This is a genomic window from Enterobacter cloacae complex sp. S2, assembly GCF_015159675.1.
Classification (GTDB): domain Bacteria; phylum Pseudomonadota; class Gammaproteobacteria; order Enterobacterales; family Enterobacteriaceae; genus Enterobacter; species Enterobacter intestinihominis.
In genome coordinates this window covers 12,856-32,706 of sequence record NZ_JADDTS010000042.1, presented here as the reverse complement: position 1 = coordinate 32,706, position 19,851 = coordinate 12,856, and the positions used below count along the sequence as shown (strand labels likewise).

General features: G+C 54.1%; 21 protein-coding genes, 1 pseudogene and 1 riboswitch. Of the genes and pseudogenes, 11 read left to right on the top strand and 11 right to left on the bottom strand.

Annotated features, from left to right (window positions below):
• A complete protein-coding gene (locus IPZ49_RS19150) occupies positions 1 to 183 on the bottom strand; it encodes a YoaH family protein (protein WP_003859925.1) in 183 nt (60 codons plus the stop codon).
• 61 nt (positions 184 to 244) lie between these two features.
• Here IPZ49_RS19150 and pabB point away from each other — a divergent pair, with 61 nt between their 5' ends.
• The 4 genes from pabB to IPZ49_RS19130 all read left to right on the top strand — a co-directional run bounded on the left by pabB (position 245) and on the right by IPZ49_RS19130 (position 5,431).
• The gene (gene pabB, locus IPZ49_RS19145) at positions 245 to 1,579 is read left to right on the top strand and encodes an aminodeoxychorismate synthase component 1 (protein ID WP_017384323.1); all 1,335 of its coding nucleotides are present in this window, start codon (positions 245 to 247) and stop codon (positions 1,577 to 1,579) included.
• Entirely contained in the window at positions 1,576 to 2,154 is a 579-nt protein-coding gene (locus IPZ49_RS19140; protein WP_017384324.1) for a CoA pyrophosphatase, read from the top strand. Before pabB ends, IPZ49_RS19140 begins: the two co-directional genes overlap by 4 nt.
• Before the next feature lie 184 nt (positions 2,155 to 2,338).
• Positions 2,339 to 3,703: an L-serine ammonia-lyase gene (gene sdaA, locus IPZ49_RS19135; RefSeq protein WP_063932746.1), complete on the top strand. Its 1,365-nt coding sequence runs from the start codon at positions 2,339 to 2,341 to the stop codon at positions 3,701 to 3,703.
• Positions 3,704 to 3,832: 129 nt separating this feature from the next.
• Positions 3,833 to 5,431 (top strand): EAL domain-containing protein, encoded by a 1,599-nt coding sequence (locus IPZ49_RS19130; RefSeq protein ID WP_063932745.1) that lies wholly within the window; start codon positions 3,833 to 3,835, stop codon positions 5,429 to 5,431.
• Between the two features lie 6 nt (positions 5,432 to 5,437).
• Here the strand turns inward: IPZ49_RS19130 and yoaE are convergent, their stop codons facing one another.
• Both yoaE and IPZ49_RS23460 read right to left on the bottom strand, forming a co-directional pair.
• Positions 5,438 to 6,997, bottom strand: a complete 1,560-nt coding sequence (gene yoaE / locus IPZ49_RS19125) for a CNNM family cation transport protein YoaE (protein WP_006810992.1) — start codon at positions 6,995 to 6,997, stop codon at positions 5,438 to 5,440.
• Complete coding sequence (locus IPZ49_RS23460) at positions 6,985 to 7,143, bottom strand: hypothetical protein (protein WP_371286258.1); 159 nt, start codon at positions 7,141 to 7,143, stop codon at positions 6,985 to 6,987. The genes yoaE and IPZ49_RS23460 overlap by 13 nt, the downstream gene beginning before the upstream one ends.
• Positions 7,144 to 7,459: 316 nt before the next feature.
• On the opposite strand from IPZ49_RS23460, the gene manX reads away from it, so the two are divergent.
• The 5 genes from manX to mntP all read left to right on the top strand — a co-directional run bounded on the left by manX (position 7,460) and on the right by mntP (position 11,614).
• Positions 7,460 to 8,422 (top strand): PTS mannose transporter subunit IIAB, encoded by a 963-nt coding sequence (gene manX, locus IPZ49_RS19120; protein WP_017384327.1) that lies wholly within the window; start codon positions 7,460 to 7,462, stop codon positions 8,420 to 8,422.
• Positions 8,423 to 8,469: 47 nt separating this feature from the next.
• On the top strand, positions 8,470 to 9,270 hold the full coding sequence (gene manY / locus IPZ49_RS19115; protein WP_003859914.1) for a PTS mannose transporter subunit IIC: 801 nt from the start codon (positions 8,470 to 8,472) through the stop codon (positions 9,268 to 9,270).
• 12 nt (positions 9,271 to 9,282) lie between these two features.
• Positions 9,283 to 10,134 carry a PTS mannose transporter subunit IID gene (locus IPZ49_RS19110; RefSeq protein ID WP_006810994.1) on the top strand — a complete coding sequence of 284 codons (852 nt, stop codon included), beginning with the start codon at positions 9,283 to 9,285 and terminating at the stop codon, positions 10,132 to 10,134.
• Between the two features lie 54 nt (positions 10,135 to 10,188).
• Positions 10,189 to 10,647, top strand: a complete 459-nt coding sequence (locus IPZ49_RS19105) for a DUF986 family protein (protein WP_015570303.1) — start codon at positions 10,189 to 10,191, stop codon at positions 10,645 to 10,647.
• Between the two features lie 198 nt (positions 10,648 to 10,845).
• Positions 10,846 to 11,046: riboswitch (yybP-ykoY riboswitch) on the top strand.
• A gap of 1 nt (position 11,047) precedes the next feature.
• Positions 11,048 to 11,614 (top strand): manganese efflux pump MntP, encoded by a 567-nt coding sequence (mntP, locus tag IPZ49_RS19100; protein ID WP_023296797.1) that lies wholly within the window; start codon positions 11,048 to 11,050, stop codon positions 11,612 to 11,614.
• Here the strand turns inward: mntP and rlmA are convergent.
• The 6 genes and pseudogenes from rlmA to mgrB form a co-directional block, all read right to left on the bottom strand.
• Complete coding sequence (gene rlmA, locus IPZ49_RS19095; RefSeq protein ID WP_048974190.1) at positions 11,611 to 12,426, bottom strand: 23S rRNA (guanine(745)-N(1))-methyltransferase; 816 nt, start codon at positions 12,424 to 12,426, stop codon at positions 11,611 to 11,613. The genes mntP and rlmA overlap by 4 nt on opposite strands.
• A 39-nt stretch (positions 12,427 to 12,465) precedes the next feature.
• The gene (gene ftsI / locus IPZ49_RS19090) at positions 12,466 to 14,211 is read right to left on the bottom strand and encodes a peptidoglycan glycosyltransferase FtsI (protein WP_058688645.1); all 1,746 of its coding nucleotides are present in this window, start codon (positions 14,209 to 14,211) and stop codon (positions 12,466 to 12,468) included.
• 216 nt (positions 14,212 to 14,427) lie between these two features.
• Positions 14,428 to 14,637 (bottom strand): transcription antiterminator/RNA stability regulator CspE, encoded by a 210-nt coding sequence (cspE, locus tag IPZ49_RS19085; RefSeq protein ID WP_001062678.1) that lies wholly within the window; start codon positions 14,635 to 14,637, stop codon positions 14,428 to 14,430.
• Positions 14,638 to 14,649: 12 nt separating this feature from the next.
• Positions 14,650 to 14,794 (bottom strand): annotated as a pseudogene (locus IPZ49_RS19080) (DUF2627 domain-containing protein).
• A 669-nt stretch (positions 14,795 to 15,463) separates the two neighbouring features.
• Positions 15,464 to 15,751, bottom strand: a complete 288-nt coding sequence (locus IPZ49_RS19075; protein WP_058688644.1) for a YebO family protein — start codon at positions 15,749 to 15,751, stop codon at positions 15,464 to 15,466.
• A gap of 74 nt (positions 15,752 to 15,825) precedes the next feature.
• Complete coding sequence (gene mgrB / locus IPZ49_RS19070; protein ID WP_003859906.1) at positions 15,826 to 15,969, bottom strand: PhoP/PhoQ regulator MgrB; 144 nt, start codon at positions 15,967 to 15,969, stop codon at positions 15,826 to 15,828.
• 160 nt (positions 15,970 to 16,129) lie between these two features.
• Here mgrB and IPZ49_RS19065 point away from each other — a divergent pair, with 160 nt between their 5' ends.
• Complete coding sequence (locus IPZ49_RS19065) at positions 16,130 to 16,369, top strand: YobH family protein (protein WP_017384332.1); 240 nt, start codon at positions 16,130 to 16,132, stop codon at positions 16,367 to 16,369.
• A gap of 63 nt (positions 16,370 to 16,432) precedes the next feature.
• Here the strand turns inward: IPZ49_RS19065 and kdgR are convergent, their stop codons facing one another.
• Positions 16,433 to 17,224, bottom strand: a complete 792-nt coding sequence (gene kdgR / locus IPZ49_RS19060) for a DNA-binding transcriptional regulator KdgR (protein ID WP_015570299.1) — start codon at positions 17,222 to 17,224, stop codon at positions 16,433 to 16,435.
• Positions 17,225 to 17,402: 178 nt separating this feature from the next.
• Here kdgR and IPZ49_RS19055 point away from each other — a divergent pair, with 178 nt between their 5' ends.
• Complete coding sequence (locus IPZ49_RS19055) at positions 17,403 to 18,776, top strand: MFS transporter (protein WP_058688643.1); 1,374 nt, start codon at positions 17,403 to 17,405, stop codon at positions 18,774 to 18,776.
• Positions 18,777 to 18,827: 51 nt separating this feature from the next.
• Here IPZ49_RS19055 and htpX read toward each other — a convergent pair whose 3' ends face one another.
• The gene (gene htpX / locus IPZ49_RS19050; RefSeq protein WP_015570297.1) at positions 18,828 to 19,709 is read right to left on the bottom strand and encodes a protease HtpX; all 882 of its coding nucleotides are present in this window, start codon (positions 19,707 to 19,709) and stop codon (positions 18,828 to 18,830) included.
• Between the last annotated feature and the right edge of the window lie 142 nt (positions 19,710 to 19,851).

The window sequence follows — 19,851 nt, the reverse complement described above, 5'->3', positions numbered from 1 at the left end:
TTATTCTTCATCTTCATCCTCAAAGCGCGCCACGATCCGCTCGCCGGTATGGGTGGCGCGAAGTTCTTCCGCGACCTGGGAAATTGCCTGTCCGCTGCTCATCCCCTGGGACATCAGCTCCTGAATACGTTCAACGGCTTTCTGCTGTTGGTCATGGCTGAGAGAAGGTAAACCTGCAAACATCGTTAACTCCTGCTAAATTATTCGCGCTAATTATTTCACGCTGCCCGGTAGTATGCCATACATGAACATGCGCTTCCCCACTGTTATGACCTTGCCCTGGCGTGCAGACGCCGCCGAGTTCTGGTTTGCCCGTCTGAGCCACCTGCCTTTTGCGATGCTCCTGCACTCCGGGCATGCGGATCATCCCTACAGCCGCTTTGACATTCTGGTGGCCGACCCGGTTAAAACGCTGACGACCGATGCGCTGTCGCCAACGGACGATCCGCTGATGCGGCTCCAGAACGAGATCCATGCTCTGGGCTTATCTGCCACACCGGATCCGGATCTGCCTTTCCAGGGGGGCGCGCTGGGCCTGTTTGGTTACGATCTGGGTCGCCGTTTCGAAAAGCTGCCCGAGCATGCGCAGGCGGATATTTCCCTGCCGGATATGGCGGTGGGGCTGTATGACTGGGCGCTGATCGTGGATCACCGTAAGCAGACGGTTTCTCTGCTAAGCCACCGGGACGTGCAGGCGCGTCTGGCCTGGCTTGAGGCGCAACGGCCCGCCGCCCCGGAACGCTTTATGCTAACCTCCGGCTGGCGCTCGAACATGAGCGCGGAGGAATACGCGGAAAAATTCTCCCGCGTGCAGGCGTATCTTCACAGCGGCGACTGTTATCAGGTCAACCTCGCCCAGCGTTTCCAGGCGGCATACGAGGGAGACGAATGGCAGGCGTTTACCCGCCTCAATGCCAGCAATAAGGCCCCGTTCAGCGCATTTTTACGCCTTGAACACGGCGCCATCCTCAGCCTTTCGCCTGAGCGTTTTATTCACCTGGCTGACGGTATGATTCAGACCCGCCCGATAAAGGGCACCCTGCCGCGCCTTGCGGATGCCGACGCCGACCGTCAGCAGGCGGAGACGCTGGCGGCCTCGCCGAAAGATCGCGCTGAAAACCTGATGATTGTCGATCTGATGCGCAATGATATTGGCCGCGTCGCCGAGCCGGGCAGCGTGCGCGTGCCGGAGCTGTTCGTCGTGGAGCCATTCCCGGCGGTGCATCATCTGGTCAGCACCATCACCGCACGTCTGCCGGCCTCGCGAACCGCCTGCGATCTGCTCCGCGCCGCGTTTCCGGGCGGCTCCATTACCGGCGCGCCGAAGGTCCGGGCGATGGAGATCATCGACGAACTGGAACCGCATCGCCGCAACGCCTGGTGCGGCAGCATCGGCTATGTGAGTCTGTGCGGCACCATGGATACCAGCATCACTATTCGCACCCTGACGGCCTGCGACGGTAACCTGTACTGTTCCGCAGGCGGTGGCATTGTGGCCGACAGCCAGGCGGAGGCGGAATATCAGGAAACCTTTGATAAAGTGAATCGTATCCTGAAACAACTGGAGAACTCACGGTGAAGAAAGACAACCTGACGCTGGATGATTTTCTGTCGCGCTTTCAGCTTCTGCGGCCCCAGGTTAACCGCGCCACGCTGAATCAACGTCAGGCGGCGGTGCTGATCCCGGTCGTGCGTCGTGAGCAGCCGGGTCTGTTGCTTACCCAGCGCTCACCGCATATGCGAAAACACGCCGGTCAGGTTGCGTTCCCGGGCGGCGCGGTGGACAGCACCGATGCATCCCTGATTGCCGCCGCACTGCGCGAAGCGCATGAGGAAGTGGCGATCCCTCCGGAGGCGGTCGAGGTGATCGGCGTGCTGCCGCCAGTGGACAGCGTAACCGGTTTTCAGGTCACGCCGGTCGTTGGCATTATTCCGCCCGATCTTCAGTATCACGCCAGCGTCGATGAAGTTTCAGCGGTATTCGAAATGCCGCTGGAAGAGGCCCTTCGTCTGGGTCGCTATCACCCGCTGGATATTCACCGCCGCGGACACGATCATCGGGTCTGGCTGTCGTGGTATCAGCATTATTTTGTCTGGGGCATGACGGCAGGCATCATTCGTGAGCTGGCCCTGCAAATCGGCCTGAAGCCTTGACTATACTTTACATTCCACCCTTTTCTGGCAGGTTTGCGATCGGCGTCGCGCTATTAGCAAAACCATCGTTAACCATTAGTTTAATTCATGTGAATAGTTAAGCCGAGGTTGGTGTTCCCTCTTACACTATGCGCAGTTATAACATCGTTACTGGAACCCCAGTAACCCTGTCAGGAGTGTGAAAGTGATTAGTATATTCGACATGTTCAAAGTGGGGATTGGTCCATCTTCTTCCCACACTGTAGGGCCGATGAAGGCCGGTAAACAGTTCGTCGATGATCTGGTCGAAAAAGGATTACTGGAAAGCGTTACCCGTGTCGCCGTAGACGTTTACGGTTCACTGTCATTAACGGGTAAAGGCCACCACACCGATATCGCCATTATTATGGGTCTGGCGGGCAATATGCCGGACACAGTTGATATTGATGCCATTCCGGCATTTATCCGCGACGTGGAAACGCGCGGTCGTTTGCTGCTGGCTAACGGCCAGCACGAAGTGGACTTCCCGCAGGATGACGGGATGCGTTTTCGTAGCGACAACCTGCCGCTGCATGAAAACGGCATGACCATCCACGCCTGGAGTGGCGAAAAAGAGATCTACAGCAAAACTTACTACTCCATCGGCGGCGGCTTTATCGTTGACGAAGAACACTTTGGTAAAGAGAGCGCGGGCGACGTCAATGTGCCCTATCCGTTTAAATCGGCCACCGAGATGCTGGGCTACTGCAAAGAGACCGGTCTGTCCCTGTCAGGCATGGTGATGCAGAACGAACTGGCGCTGCACAGCAAGAAAGAGATCGAAGACTATTTTGCTAACGTGTGGCAAACCATGCGCGCCTGTATTGACCGCGGGATGAACACCGAGGGTGTTCTGCCTGGGCCACTGCGCGTGCCGCGTCGTGCCTCTGCTCTGCGCCGCATGCTGGTCACTACCGACAAGTTCTCCAATGACCCAATGAACGTGGTCGACAGGGTGAACATGTTTGCCCTCGCGGTTAACGAAGAGAACGCAGCGGGTGGTCGCGTCGTGACGGCGCCGACCAACGGCGCGTGCGGTATCGTTCCGGCGGTGCTGGCCTATTACGATCACTTTATTGAGCCCGTGACGCCGGACATCTATATCCGTTATTTCCTCGCGGCAGGTGCTATCGGCACGCTGTACAAGATGAATGCGTCCATCTCCGGTGCTGAAGTGGGCTGTCAGGGTGAAGTGGGCGTGGCCTGCTCTATGGCAGCAGCGGGTCTGGCGGAACTGCTGGGCGCCAGCCCTGAGCAGGTGTGCGTGGCGGCGGAAATCGGCATGGAGCACAACCTCGGTCTGACCTGTGACCCGGTTGCCGGCCAGGTGCAGGTGCCGTGCATTGAGCGTAACGCCATCGCCTCCGTCAAAGCGATCAACGCCTCGCGTATGGCGATGCGCCGTACCAGCGAGCCACGCGTGTCGCTGGATAAGGTTATTGAAACTATGTACGAAACCGGCAAGGACATGAACGCGAAGTACCGTGAGACCTCGCGCGGCGGTCTGGCCATTAAGGTGCAGTGCGACTAAGCTTTCCTTTCGCCCATCTGCAACGGATGGGCGAATTTTCCCCTCTCGTCTCGTCGCTTCACGTATTCCCCACTACACTGTCACTGTTGCGTCTGGCTTTTCCGGCCGGTGCTTAACAGGCGACCGTTCATGCAAACTGCACAAACGATCATTAAAGACTATCGCCGAAAACGCGTTATCGTCTGTGTCGCGGTTGCGCTCGTTACGCTCGTCCTGACGCTGGGTATTCGCTTTATTTCACAGCGCAACATAAATCAGGATCGGATCCACGACTTTACCCACCACACCGTGCGTGCGCTTGATAAGGTGCTTCTTTCGTTAGAGGCCCAGCGGGAAACGCTACTTTCACTGGTTGGCATACCCTGTTCCGAAGCAAATCTGATCCTGCGAAAACAGGCGGCGATCCTCCAGACCGTACGCTCCATCGCCCTCATTCAAGACGGAATACTGTATTGCTCAAGCGTCTTTGGCAGCCGTAATGTGCCCGTCAGTGAGTTTGTGCCGGAGCTGCCGGTCAGTGAATCCTGGCTGTTGCTGCTGACCGATCGGTGGCTGGTAAAAGGCAGCCCGGTACTGATTCAGTGGTCTCCCCTCGCGAGCGACGGCAACGACGGGGTGATGGAGGTGGTGAATATCGATCTCATCACTAAAATGATTCTTGAGCCGCAGCGGCCGCAGATCACCGACGTTGTCCTGAGAGTAGGAGATAACTTCCTCCGCGACGGGCAACAGGTGACGACTACGCCGACCTTCGATGACAACGCCTCCCTGCTGGAACAATCGTCACAGCATTACCCTTTCAGCGTCACGGTGAGCGGCCCCGGGCCTGGCGAAATGGCGTTAAAAAATCTGCCCACCCAGCTGCCGCTGGCGTTAATGCTCAGCTTACTGATGGGCTATATCGCCTGGCTCGCCACCGCGCGGCGCATCAGTTTCACCTGGGAAATCAATATGGGAATTGCGGCCAGGGAGTTTGAGCTCTTCTGCCAGCCGCTGGTGAATGCCCGCACCCGGGAATGCGTCGGCGTCGAGATCCTCCTGCGCTGGAACAACCCGCGTCAGGGATGGATTTCGCCCGATGTCTTTATCCCTCTGGCCGAAGAACATAACCTGATTGTTCCGCTTACCCGCTACGTCATCAGCGAAACGGTGCGGCAGATAGGCTATTTCCCGGCCTCGCGCGATTTCCATATCGGCATTAACGTGGCCGCCAGCCATTTTCGCCGCGCTGCGCTGATCCAGGATCTCAACCGCATCTGGTTTAACGCCAGCCCTGTTCAACAGTTGATCGTGGAGTTAACCGAACGCGATGCGTTGCTGGATGTGGATTACCGCATCGTGCGGGAGCTGCACCGCAAAGGGGTGAAACTTGCGATTGATGATTTTGGTACCGGCAACAGCTCACTTTCATGGCTAGAAAAACTGCATCCGGATGTGCTGAAAATTGATAAATCCTTCACCACCGCGATCGGCACCGACGCCGTGAACTCAACGGTAACGGATATTATTATTGCGCTGGGTCAGCGGCTGAATATTGAACTGGTTGCGGAAGGGGTGGAAACCGAGGAGCAGTCACGCTACCTGCGCCGTCACAGCGTACATATTTTGCAGGGGTACTTGTATGCGCGGCCAATGCCGCTGCGCGAGTTTCCGAAATGGCTGGCGGAAAGTCACTCTCCGCCAGCCCGCCACAACGGACACATCGTGCCCTTACTGCCGTTACGCTAGATAGCGTTACTCTTCTTCGTCGTGTGCAGAGTGCTCTTTAACAATACGCACCATATCAACGCGATAGTCGTTGGCTTCGACGATGGTAATTTGCAGCGGCGGCAGCTCCAGCACATCACCAATACGCGGGATCTGCCCGTTAACGGCAATCACCAGCCCCGCGACGGTGGCAATGTCTTCATCATCATTGACCACGTTTTCGACGCCCAGCGTGTGCGAGAGCGCGTGCAGGTCGGTGGTGCCTTTCACCAGCCAGCCGTCACCGTCGGCAACGATTTCCGGGGTTTCATCCGCATCAGGGAATTCACCGGCAATGGCTTCCAGCACGTCCAGCGGCGTCACCAGGCCCTGTACCACACCAAATTCATTGGTGACGATAACAAAGCTCCCGCGGGCACGACGCAACACGCCCAGCAGGTTGATCGGATCCAGCGTCTCCGGTACCACGATGGCGGGCGACGCGGCCGCTACGGCCTCGACGTTAACGCCCTCTTCCAGCGCCACCAGCATCTCTTTCGCGCGTACCACACCGATAATCTCATCCAGCTCACCCCGGCAGACCGGGAACAGGCTGTGTGGCGAGGAGAGCAGCTGCTGACGAATTTCGTCGACGCTCAGGTTGGCGTCCACCCAGCTGATCTCACCGCGCGGCGTCATAATGCCGCGCAGGGAGCGGGAAGCCAGCGAAAGCACGCCGTTGATCATGTAGCGTTCTTCTTCCACAAACGCGCCTTCCGGCACCGGAACCGGGTTACGGTTCTCGTTATCAGCCTGCACGTTGACCTGACGACGTCCGCCCATCAGTCGCAGAATCGCATCTGCGGTACGGGCTCGCAGCGGCTGATTCGACTGCTGCTTAATAAAGTTACGGCGCGCAATCTGGTTAAACAGCTCGATCAGAATCGAGAAGCCAATCGCGGCGTACAGGTAGCCTTTCGGAATATGGAAGCCAAACCCTTCTGCCACCAGGCTCAGACCAATCATCAGCAGGAAGCTCAGACACAGCACAACGACCGTCGGATGCTGGTTGACGAAACGCGTCAGCGGTTTTGACGCCAGCAGCATTACCGCCATCGCAATCACCACCGCCGCCATCATCACCGGCAGATGGTTCACCATGCCGACCGCCGTAATCACCGCATCCAGTGAGAAGACCGCATCAAGCACCACAATCTGGAGAACAACCACCCAGAAGCTGGCGTAACCCTTACCGTGGCCATCATCGTGCTGCCGGTTCTCCAGCCGTTCATGCAGCTCTGTTGTGGCTTTGAACAGCAGGAACAGTCCCCCCACCAGCATGATTAAATCGCGGCCGGAGAAGGTGAAATCCATGACGGTGAACAGCGGCTTCGTCAGGGTAACCATCCACGAGATCACAGACAGCAAGCCCAGACGCATGATCAGCGCCAGCGAGAGGCCGATCAGACGGGCTTTATCACGCTGTTTCGGCGGGAGCTTATCCGCGAGGATGGCGATAAACACCAGGTTATCAATACCGAGAACGATCTCCAGCACGACCAGCGTAAGCAAGCCTACCCAGATTGACGGGTCCATTAAGAATTCCATGACACGCTCCTGCTAAAGGAATGACAAAACGGTGCCCCGCTAATTTCGGGCATTTCAAAGGGAATGAGAGTCGATGCGTGGCGAAGATCGCCGATGAATAAGGCGCGGAATGGCCTGGAAGATGACTGACGTCGGTGACGGTCCATATAGTGGGCTGTAGCCCTATACTCCTGAATAATTAAACGGACGCTAAACATATCAGAGACAATTGGTTTTTAGCAAAGATTTACGTTCCTTTGCAAACTTCTGTAACACACGCGGATTAACTTAAAGAAAAATCTGTAAGGCGTAGCTAAATTACGGATCTTCATCACATAAATTATTTTTTCACTATCTAAAATAATTCGCGGAAGTCTTAGTTTTTTGAACTCTAACCCTTATCTGAATCGATTCGGTTCGCCAATACGATTCTCAGTACGCCTGCCTGGCAGACGTATACATGATAATAAAAGGAGGTAGCAAGTGACCATTGCTATTGTCATAGGCACACATGGTTGGGCTGCGGAGCAGTTACTCAAAACGGCAGAAATGCTGTTGGGCGAGCAGGAAAACGTCGGCTGGATCGATTTCGTTCCCGGTGAAAATGCCGAGACGCTGATTGAAAAATACACTGCTCAGCTTGAGAAGCTGGATACCAGTAAAGGCGTGCTGTTTCTCGTGGATACATGGGGCGGCAGCCCGTTCAACGCTGCCAGCCGCATTGTCGTCGATAAAGAGCATTATGAAGTCGTCGCCGGGGTGAATATCCCGATGTTGGTGGAAACCTTCATGGCGCGTGACGACAACCCAGGTTTTGATGAACTGGTGGCACTGGCGGTGGAAACCGGTCGCGAAGGCGTGAAGGCGCTGAAAGCGCAGCCGGTTGAAAAACCGGCCCCTGCCCCTGCTGCACCAAGGGCGGCAGCACCGGCGAAGCCAATGGGTCCGAACGATTACATGGTTATCGGCCTTGCGCGTATTGATGACCGTCTGATCCACGGCCAGGTGGCAACACGCTGGACCAAAGAGACCAACGTACAACGCATCATCGTGGTCAGTGACGAAGTGGCCGCCGACACTGTCCGTAAAACCCTTCTTACCCAGGTTGCACCGCCGGGCGTCACCGCGCACGTCGTGGATGTCGCCAAAATGATCCGCGTTTACAACAACCCGAAATATGCGGGTGAGCGCGTGATGCTTCTCTTCACCAACCCGACAGACGTCGAACGCATTGTTGAAGGCGGCGTGAAAATCACCTCCGTTAACATTGGCGGTATGGCATTCCGTCAGGGCAAAACGCAGGTCAACAACGCGATTTCAGTGGATGCGAAAGATATCGAGGCCTTCAACAAACTGAATGCACGCGGTATCGAACTGGAAGCCCGTAAGGTTTCCACGGACCAGAAACTGAAAATGATGGATTTGATCGGCAAAGTGGGGAAATAAGCCCGGGCCGGTTTTTCATATAGAGCTTATGTAATAGGAGAAGTGCAATGGAGATTACTACTCTTCAGATTGTGCTGGTGTTCATCGTCGCATGTATTGCGGGTATGGAGTCCGTACTTGATGAATTTCAGTTCCACCGCCCTCTGGTGGCCTGTACGTTGATTGGCGCCGTTCTCGGTGACATGAAAACCGGTATCATCATCGGTGGTACTTTGGAAATGATCGCCCTCGGCTGGATGAACATCGGTGCGGCAGTTGCGCCAGATGCCGCGCTGGCGTCCATTATTTCAACCGTTCTGGTTATCGCTGGTCATCAGAGTATTGGTGCCGGTATCGCGCTGGCCATCCCGCTGGCCGCAGCGGGTCAGGTGCTGACCATTATCGTCCGTACTATTACCGTTGCCTTCCAGCACGCGGCGGATAAGGCGGCCGAAAACGGCAACCTCACCGCGCTCTCCTGGATCCACGTTTCTTCCCTGTTCCTGCAAGCGATGCGTATCGCAATCCCTGCGGTTATCGTGGCGATTTCTGTCGGTACCAGCGAAGTTCAGGGCATGCTGAATGCGATCCCTGAAGTGGTTACCAGCGGTCTGAATATCGCCGGGGGTATGATCGTGGTGGTCGGTTATGCGATGGTCATCAACATGATGCGCGCGGGCTACCTGATGCCATTCTTCTACCTTGGCTTCGTTACCGCTGCGTTCACCAACTTCAACCTGGTTGCGCTGGGTGTGATTGGTGCGGTGATGGCGATTCTTTATATCCAGCTCAGCCCGAAATACAACCGTGTCGCGGGTGCCCCTGCGCAGGCTGCTGGTAACAACGATCTCGATAACGAACTGGACTAACAGGTGAGCGAAATGGTTGATATGACAAAAACTACCACTGAGAAAAAACTCACTCCGGGTGATATTCGTGGCGTGTTCATCCGTTCTAACCTGTTTCAGGGTTCATGGAACTTCGAACGTATGCAGGCGCTCGGCTTCTGCTTCTCCATGGTGCCGGCCATCAAACGCCTGTATCCGGAAAACAACGAAGCACGCCGTCAGGCAATTAAGCGTCACCTGGAATTCTTCAACACCCATCCTTATGTTGCGGCGCCGGTTCTGGGCGTGACGCTGGCAATGGAAGAGCAGCGTGCGAACGGGGCTGAGATCGACGATGGTGCCATCAACGGTATCAAAGTTGGTCTGATGGGGCCGCTGGCAGGCGTGGGCGACCCGATCTTCTGGGGTACCGTGCGGCCGGTCTTTGCGGCGCTGGGCGCCGGGATCGCCATGAGCGGCAGCCTGCTCGGTCCTCTGCTGTTCTTCATCCTGTTCAACGCGGTGCGTCTGCTGACCCGTTACTACGGCGTGGCGTACGGTTATCGTAAAGGGGTGGATATCGTTAAGGATATGGGCGGCGGCTTCCTGCAAAAACTGACTGAGGGGGCGTCAATCCTCGGCCTGTTTGTAATGGGGGCGCTGGTTAACAAGTGGACGCACGTGAACATCCCGCTGGTGGTATCGACGATCACTGGTCAGGATGGTCAGACGCGCGTTACCACCGTGCAGACGATTCTGGACCAGCTGATGCCGGGCCTGGTACCGCTGCTGTTAACCTTCGCCTGTATGTGGCTGCTGCGTAAGAAAGTGAACCCGCTGTGGATCATCGTTGGCTTCTTCGTCATCGGTATCGCGGGCTACGCCGTCGGCCTGCTGGGTCTGTAATAAAATGCGTTACCGACCGGGGGCTTGCCCCCGGTCTTTTTATCTGGAGGATGAATGACTGTCACGGACACCGTACTGGTTTTATTTATTGTTGCCCTTCTGGCTTACGCGATCTATGACGAGTTCATTATGCCTCGCCGCCACGGCGAGACGCTGCTGACCCTTCCCCTCTTACGCCGTGGACGCATTGATGCGTTTATCTTCGCCGGTCTGGTAGTCATCCTGATTTACAATAATGTGACCAGCCACGGCGCAATATTAACCACATGGTTATTATGTGCGCTGGCATTAATGGCGATTTACCTGTTCTGGATCCGCTCGCCAAAACTCATTTTTAAAAAACACGGATTCTTCTTCGCCAATGTCTGGATAGAATATAACCGTATTAAAGAGATGAATTTATCCGAAGACGGGGTTCTGGTGATGCAATTAGAACAACGCCGCCTGCTCATCCGGGTCAAAAATATTGATGACCTGGAAAAGATCTACAAATTACTCGTTAAAACTCAATGAGTTAATATTATAGCATCGGCTATATATTGCATTATTCTTAAACCAGCAATATAGCCGATGCTATATCTCCTCTGTTAATTGCCTTATATTTGTTAACGATATTTTCACGCATAAATCTAAATGAAAATCGTTATCAATATAGTGGCTATATAAAGCCATCTTCGTTGTTGTTTTATATTCTCAAAATATGTTAAGGTTGCGCCCGTCGTTGGGGAGTAGCCGATTTCCTGCCTGCGGGAAATGTACGTGTCAACATACTCGTTGAAAAACGTGGCGCGTACGGATCGTTTTCAGCACACTTACTGTGCCAAAAGCGATCAGGCGAGACCATAGATACATCAACTGCTGTTTACTGGGGGCAGTGATGTGTCATATGGATATCCCCGGTCTGGACGCTCTTATGAATATCTCCGCTACGATCCTTCTGGCTTTTGGCATGTCCATGGACGCATTTGCCGCCTCTATTGGTAAAGGTGCCACCCTCCATAAACCTAAATTTTCCGACGCCCTGCGTACCGGTCTCATATTTGGTGCTATCGAAACGCTGACGCCGCTTATCGGCTGGGGTCTGGGGATGCTCGCCAGCCAGTTCGTGCTGGAGTGGAATCACTGGATTGCTTTCGTGCTGCTGGTGTTCCTCGGCGGACGCATGGTGATTGAAGGCTTTCGTGGTAACGGCGATGAAGATGATGCGCCGCTGCAACGCCACGGCTTCTGGCTTCTGGTGACAACCGCCATCGCAACCAGCCTGGATGCAATGGCCGTGGGTGTCGGTCTGGCGTTTTTGCAGGTCAATATTATCGCCACCGCGCTGGCGATTGGCTGCGCCACGCTGATCATGTCAACGCTGGGGATGATGGTGGGTCGGTTCATTGGCCCGCTGTTAGGCAAACGCGCCGAAATTCTGGGCGGTATCGTGTTGATCGGGATTGGTGCCCAAATCCTTTGGGCACACTTCGCGGGTTAACCTTCGCGCTGCCAGCAATGGATGCTGAAATCCGTCTGGCAGCGAAATTCTGTCTGCGCTGCCAGCGTTTCCCACACCTCTGGTTTTGCCCGCCATGCAAACGGCGTCATTTGCAGTAACGCCACGGCTTCACTTCCCTGCAACGTCATTTCATACGCTACCGACTGCGCCTGCTTTAACGCAAAGCCCGCCAGCTGTTCAGAGTGCGGCGCATGCAGGTGAACTTCATCATAGATCAGCCCTTTTAACTCCAGCAGATGACGCGGCCCTGGCGTGACGGTGATAACCCAGCCGCCAGGCTTAACGACGCGCGCCAGCTCCTCTGCCTTGCACGGCGCATAGATACGCACCACGGCGTCCATACTCGCTTCCTCAAACGGCAGGCGGTGGCTGGAGGCCACGCAGAACGTTACCGCTGAGTAGCGTTTAGCTGCCGCACGGATAGCCACTTTCGACACGTCCAGCCCGAAAGTTTCGGCACCCTTCTCAGCCGCCACGTCAGCAAACGTGGCGGTGTAGTAACCTTCGCCGCAGCCGATATCCAGCATGGCGGATACGCCTTCTGTCAGAGATTGACGGAGTAAGGCGACAACGGCATCCCTGAGCGGTTGATAGTGCCCGGCATCGAGAAACGCCCGGCGCGCCTGCATCATCTCCGCGCTGTCACCCGGGTCCCGGGAGCGCTTGTGCTGTACCGGCAGAAGATTTACATAGCCCTCTTTCGCCCGGTCAAACTGATGTCCCTGTGGACAGATAAACGTTTTCTCCGCGCACGTCAGCGGCGCGTGGCAAAGGGGACAACTGAAAGACATGACAGCTCCAGGGCGTAAACCAAAAGGCGAAGTGTACCGCTATTCGCCAGGGTTATAAACGGCTGGGTGACGCATCACGATCAGATGGTTAGAATCTGCCGGCAGCCCGTCTGGCTTCACGTTTTCCAGGCGCAGGACGTTACCCATAATTTCGCTGAACACGGGCGCGGAAACGGCCCCGCCGTAATAGGCACCGTTTTGTGGATCGTTGATCACCACCACCAGCGCAAAACGGGGATCGCTGGCAGGCGCAACGCCTGCGGTATAGGCGACGTATTTATCCACATACTTACCGTGTTCATCGATTTTTTTGGCCGTTCCGGTTTTTATCGCCACGCGATAGTTACGCACCGCCGCTTTGATCCCGCCACCGCCGGGTAACGCAACGCTCTCCATCATATGTTCCACCTCGTGAACAATTTCCTCGGGCATCACCCGCTTGCCAATCACCGGCGGGTCAATACGGGTGATGGACAGAGGCCGTTCAATGCCGTAGCTGCCGATGGTGGCATACACATGCGCCAGCTGGAGGGGGGTTACCATCAGGCCATACCCAAAGGCAAAGGTCGCCCGATCTAACTGACTCCAGAATTTTCGCTGCGGCAGTAAACCTGCGCTTTCTCCCGTTAAACCAAGCCCGGTACTCTCGCCAAAACCAAAGTTTTTATAGGTATCCAGTAACCGTTGCACGGGCATCGCCAGCGAAAGACGGGATACGCCTGTGTCGCTAGATTTTTGCAAAATCCCGGTCATCGTCAGCTCGGGGTAGTAGCCCACATCACGAATACGATGACCATCAATGGTGTAGGGATGCGTATCTATCACGCTGTCAGGCTGTACCAGCCCCTGCTGTAGCGCCGTCATCAGCACCAGAGGCTTAACGGTCGAGCCAGGTTCAAAGGTGTCGCTGATCGCGCGATTGCGAAAATCATCCAGCGTTGCCCCTTCCCGGTTGTTGGGGTTGAAGTCGGGGAAGCTCGCCATCGCCAGAATTTCGCCCGTCCGGATATTAATCAGCACCGACGCGCCTGACTCGGCTTTGTTCCACGCCACGGCATTATCCAGCGCGTCTTCGGTGATAGTTTGCAGGCGTTCATCGATACTAAGCTGGATATTATGTGCAGGTACGGGAGCCACCTCCGTAAGGTTCTCCACCACATGTCCGTAGCGATCTTTCCTGACCAGCCGCACGCCTGCCTTCCCGGTAAGCTGCGTGTTAAAGCTTTTCTCGACGCCCTCAATGCCCTGACCATCAATATTGGTGAAGCCAATCAGGTTCGCCGCCACGTGCCCGGCAGGATAAAAGCGGCGGGACTCATCGCGAAGGTTGATACCGGGGAGACGTAGCTTATCGATCCACTTTGCCTGGGCGGGATCAACCTGACGGGCCAGGTAAATAAATCGCCCGTGCGGGTTACTGTTAATTCGCAATGCGAGCGTGCTCAGAGAAAGGTGTAAGGCATCTGCCAGGGCCTGCCAGCGCGAGTCAAAACCGATCCCCCCTTTTTCCAGCACTGTTTTGGGATCGGCCCAGACGGCCTGGACGGGTACGCTCACCGCAAGGGGTCGCCCTTCACGGTCAACAATCATCCCACGCGGGGCGTCTATCGCCACTTCGCGCAGGGAGCGCATATCCTCCTGCTTCACCAGATTATCCGGTTTGATAATTTGTAGCCACGCTACGCGGCCCAGCAGAAACGCAAGGCTACAAAAGATGGCGAGACACAGAAGTGCAAAACGTGCCGGAGTAAAATTTCCGGTGGTGGTTATTGTCTTTTTTTTCACCTTAACCCCAGGGCTGTTAATCAACGCCCTGATTTAACGAGAAAAGCGGATAATAAGGCGGGAAAACAATGCTAATAATCTCGCGGGTTTGCAACAAGATAATAACAGAGGAGGATTACGTAATATTTTGAAAAATAAGCGAATAAAAAAGCCCCGCATCGGCGAGGCTTATGTCTGAGATCGAAGCGCTGAGCGCTTCAGTCAGCAGTGATTCGATCAGATAGCAGTTACGTTAACCGCAGCTGGGCCTTTCTGGCCATCCTGAATTTCGAACTCAACGTTCTGGCCTTCAGCCAGAGTTTTGAAGCCGTTACCCTGGATTGCAGAGAAGTGTACGAACACGTCTTTGCTGCCGTCAGCAGGAGTAATGAAACCAAAACCTTTAGACTCGTTGAACCACTTAACTTGACCTTTAATCTTTGCCATTTGCAAAATTCCTTAGAGTGTTTTCTTAGCCCGCGGGCTTTGACATAGATAAAACTGAGACATTACTGCTTGAGGCACTAATATAAGGTTCGGCAGAGAAGCGGTATTCAACGACAACGTGTTTACTCAGGACTTCTTTACTGAAAATGCCACACATAAACAGAACTGTACCTCGTTTGACCCAAAACGTGTTATCACACACAACGTTTAATATGGCAAGCCATTTTTAAACGTGTCTCGATCCGCCGCACAAATTCAGACGTTACTCCATAACAATCTGCACAGTTATGCGAATTGTCAAATGAAGCGCCACCTGACCTCACTGCCCGCAGGGTGCGTTGACGCGCCCTGTAATCAAAGACTTTTTAAACATAGCTCAATCATTTCAAAGCGTCCATCCCAATCCCAGAATTTCTTTAAAGGAATGACTGAGTTAGAACATTTTGTGAAAAGTTATGCTGAAAACATTGCAACGCACCAACATGTGTCAGGGAATATACGATGTTAATTACATTTTGCTAACTGTATTAAAAACCACCATTTAATAAGTGTTATTCTGCACCAAAATAATGAAATTTTTATGACTCTGCCTCAAAACAAGGCAAGCAAAACGTTTCGATAAAAATAAAACACTTCAGGAAAGATAAAGCACACTATTTATTCAACGAAACTGAATTTGTTAAATAAGGATAAATATTCGCCAGTTTTCAGTGTGCTAAAACATGAGTTAACTGCTGCTTAATTAAATGCCGGGAAGTTGTGGGATGCATTTGATAAGGGAGGGGATTTACGCCGTACGTCAGGCCACCTCCCCGCTCCGGGCAGACTATCGTTCAGCTACCAGGCGAATGAAGTCTTCCTCGTCTTGTTGTTGAGCAACAGCGTCCTTCGGTAACGCTTTCTCCTCCGGCTCGTTGGCTTCGCACAAACGACGCAGCAGCGCAGTCTGCCGTTTCTGCTGATCGAGCAATGCTTCCAGCAGCTCAATCTGCTCGTTTGTGCGGGAGCTGGCGCGGTTAACGAAAAACCACAGCACCAGCCCAACGACCAGCACCAACAAAGACATTACCAGGGATGCAATGCTCAGCAGCCCCGAATTCAGTAACTCACCCATTTCACCACCTCAGTAAAAACCGCCATTTTACCACTGCCGCCGCGTAAGGACATCACTCAGCGTAAAAATGGTCTCTACCAGGGAATAAACTTATTGATTGAACAAATGCCGCTAAAGAACTGTACATCCTGATCGCACATCACATTGATAGTCTGCGTCCACAGCACCACGCATGCTATCAACACTATAATCAGAATTACCCAGCGTATTTTTTTCACTCCACACTCCGTCTTATGACCTGATACAGCCAGGTTATCACGGTTATCTTAAACAGGGGCTAACTGTACCTTCAACAGACGCTTTTCGGAATCGTGCACTTGTTTCACTGCGTAAAGCCGTTACGCTTACTCTATGACAACAAAGAAAAAAGAGGCAACGATGCGTTTACTTATTCGTACAGTAATTGTACTGGCCATTGTCTGGATCGGCCTGTTATTAAGTGGGTACGGCGTATTAATGGGGAGCAAAGAAAATGCCGCGGGTCTGGGTATCCAGTGTAAATATCTTACCGCCCAGGGGATAAGCACGGCTCAGTACATCCATTCCGACAGCGGGATCATCGGGTTAACCAACTGTCCTGTGCTGCGTAAATCATCTGTTGTGGTTGATAACGGTTAATCAGCGCTGAACTTCGCTTACAGAAACGCCGCAAAAGTGCGGCGTTTTTATTGGTGGCGTCGATCAGAACGGATAATCGTTATAGCCCATCTGCTCTGAAATTTTGCGCGCTGCGGTATGCAGAATCGCCACATATTCATGAAGACGCTCTTCAGAGAAACGCAGCGTTGGGAACGAAATGCTCAGGCCCGCAATGACAACGCCGAAGCGGTCAAACACCGGCACACCGATGCAACGCAGCCCCTCTTCCTGCTCTTCGTTATCTTCCCCGTAACCCTGTTCACGCACTTTATCCAGCACGCTCAGCAGTTCTTCCGTACTGGTAATCGTGCGGTCGGTGCTGCGTTTGTACTCCACCCCGTCAAGGATTTGCTTCACCTCTTCGCGATCGCGCCAGGCCAGCAGTACTTTACCAATTGCGGTGCTGTACAGCGGGTTACGACGACCAATGCGTGAATACATGCGCAGGTTGTACATGGAGTCAATTTTGTGGATGTAAACAATGCTGTCTTCATCCAGCGCACCGAGGTGAATTGTCTCTTTCGTCAGTCGTGAAAGTTCACGCATCTGAATGTCAGCGCTGCGGATCAGATCCACGTTCTGCAAGGCGCGGGCGCCCAGTTCAAACAGTTTCAGGGTCAGAGAATATTTTTCTGATTCTCCTTCCTGCGCGACATAACCCAATGATTTCATCGTCTGCAAAAAGCGATAAACGGTGCTTTTCGACATCATCACACGCTGCGACAACTCTGTAATACCAATTTCACGCTCTTCTCCGAGCGCCTGCAAGATGCCAAACACCTTCAGCACGGAAGAAACAGAATCTGGCTGCTTATCCAAATCTGCGATTGCCATTTATCACCTCATGGAGAGTGTTTTATAAAAATCAGAACCGGTTTTTATTATAAATTCGTGTGATGCGTGCTGCAATCTATCTGGGTTTACTTCGTTACAAATCTGCGACATAAAACCGAAATAACGATGCTAAAATAGTTACTCTGAAAATAATTTCACGCTGAGTCATTCTTTCCCCATGCAAAAAAACGTTTCTGATGGCCTGCCCTTACCGCAGCGGTACGGGGCAATTGCCACTATTGTCATCGGTATTTCGATGGCTGTCCTTGACGGTGCGATTGCCAACGTGGCTCTTCCTACCATTGCCAAAGACCTTAATGCTTCGCCGGCAAGCTCCATCTGGATTGTGAACGCGTACCAGATAGCGATTGTGATTTCCCTTCTGTCACTCTCTTTCCTGGGCGATATGTTTGGTTATCGCCGGGTTTACCAGTGCGGGCTGGTGGTCTTTACCCTCACCTCGCTCTTCTGTGCCCTTTCAGATTCACTACACACCCTTACGCTGGCGCGTATCGCGCAGGGCTTTGGCGGCGCGGCGCTAATGAGCGTGAACACGGCCCTGATACGGCTTATTTATCCTCAACGCCACCTGGGGCGCGGCATGGGCATTAACTCCTTTATTGTGGCCGTGTCGTCCGCCGCCGGCCCAACGATTGCCGCCGCCATCCTGTCCGTTGCCTCGTGGCAGTGGTTGTTTGCCATTAACGTGCCGCTGGGCATTGTGGCGATCTTCTTCGCCCTGCGCTATCTTCCGGAAAATGGTCCGAAAAGTACCATGCCACGTTTCGATCTGCCCAGCGCCGTGATGAACGCGCTGACTTTTGGCCTGCTAATTACGGCGCTGAGCGGATTTGCGCAGGGACAGTCTCTGTCGCTCATTGCCGCAGAAATCGTTGCCATGCTTATCATCGGCTTTTTCTTTGTACGACGTCAGCTGGCGCTGCCCGTGCCGTTACTGCCGGTGGATTTGCTGCGTATTCCGCTGTTTTCGCTATCCATTTGTACCTCCATTTGCTCGTTCTGCGCCCAGATGCTGGCGCTGGTTGCACTGCCGTTCTTTTTGCAGAGCGTGATTGGCCGTTCAGAAGTGGAGACAGGCTTGCTGCTCACGCCCTGGCCGCTGGCAACCATGGTGATGGCCCCGCTGGCCGGTTACCTTATTGAGCGCGTCCATGCCGGGCTTCTGGGGGCGATTGGGCTGGTTGTCATGGCGGTGGGACTGTTTTCGCTGGCGCTCCTGCCCGCCTCGCCGGGGGATCTGGATATTATCTGGCGCATGGTCCTGTGCGGGGCCGGTTTTGGTCTGTTCCAGTCCCCTAATAACCACACGATTATCACCTCTGCCCCACGTCATCGCAGCGGTGGCGCCAGCGGGATGCTGGGCACGGCAAGACTGTTAGGGCAAAGCACCGGGGCCGCACTGGTGGCGTTGATGTTTAACCTTTCCGGGCAGAATGCGACACACGTTGCGCTGATTACCGCAGGGACCCTGGCGACCCTCGCGGCTGTCATTAGCGGCCTTCGCGTCACCCAGCCAAAGGCGCAGGCATAAAAAAACCGGGCGGAGAATGGCTCCAGCCCGGTTCTTTTCAACCCGATTACGTTACTTCAGGTATTCGCCGCTACGCAGCGCTTCAATACGTTTATCCAGCGGCGGGTGAGACATAAACAGCTCGCTCAGCGACTTTGATTTGCCGTTGATGCAGAAGGCCATCATGCTGTTTGCTTCCTGCGGCTCGTAGCTGGTTTTAAGACGTTGCAGCGCAGCAATCATCTTTTCACGACCCACCAGTTTCGCGGAACCGGCATCCGCGTGGAACTCACGATGACGGGAGAACCACATGGTAATGATGCTTGCCAGGATACCGAACACCAGCTCCAGCACCATTGAAACAGCAAAATAGATCAGCGGGTTGCCGTTGCTCTCTTCACCCTCATCACGGTTGCCCCCCATAAACCCGGCAGCAATCTGTGCCAGAATACGAGAAATAAAGATAACGAAGGTGTTCACCACGCCCTGGATCAGGGTCATGGTGACCATATCGCCATTGGCGATATGGCTGATCTCGTGAGCAATAACCGCTTCCGCTTCGTCACGGCTCATGTTTTGCAGCAGGCCGGTACTGACGGCCACCAGGGACGCGTCACGACGCGCACCGGTAGCAAACGCGTTAATATCCGGCGCGTGGTAGATGGCTACCTGCGGCATGGCAATGCCCGCCTGCTTTGACTGCTGAGCAACCGTGCTCATCAGCCACTGCTCCATATCGTTACGCGGTTGCTCAATAACTTCACCGCCCACGGATTTCAGTGCCATCCACCTGGACATCAGCAGTGAAATGAAAGAGCCACCGAAACCAAACAGCAGCGCCATAATCAACAGACCCTGAACGCTGCTCGACTGAATTCCCGTCAGGCTTAGCACCAGCCCGAATACCACCATCACCGCCAGGTTGGTGAGCAGGAAGAGCGCGATTCGCATCATAATATTCTTTTAACCTCAGTTTAACAAAACGCACTATGCGATTACCCACATCGTATGGGTATTACGGCTATTTTCAAGCATCCAGACGGCGTAAGTCACCAGAAAGACACAACTTTACACAATTGGAAATCTGCCTGACGGA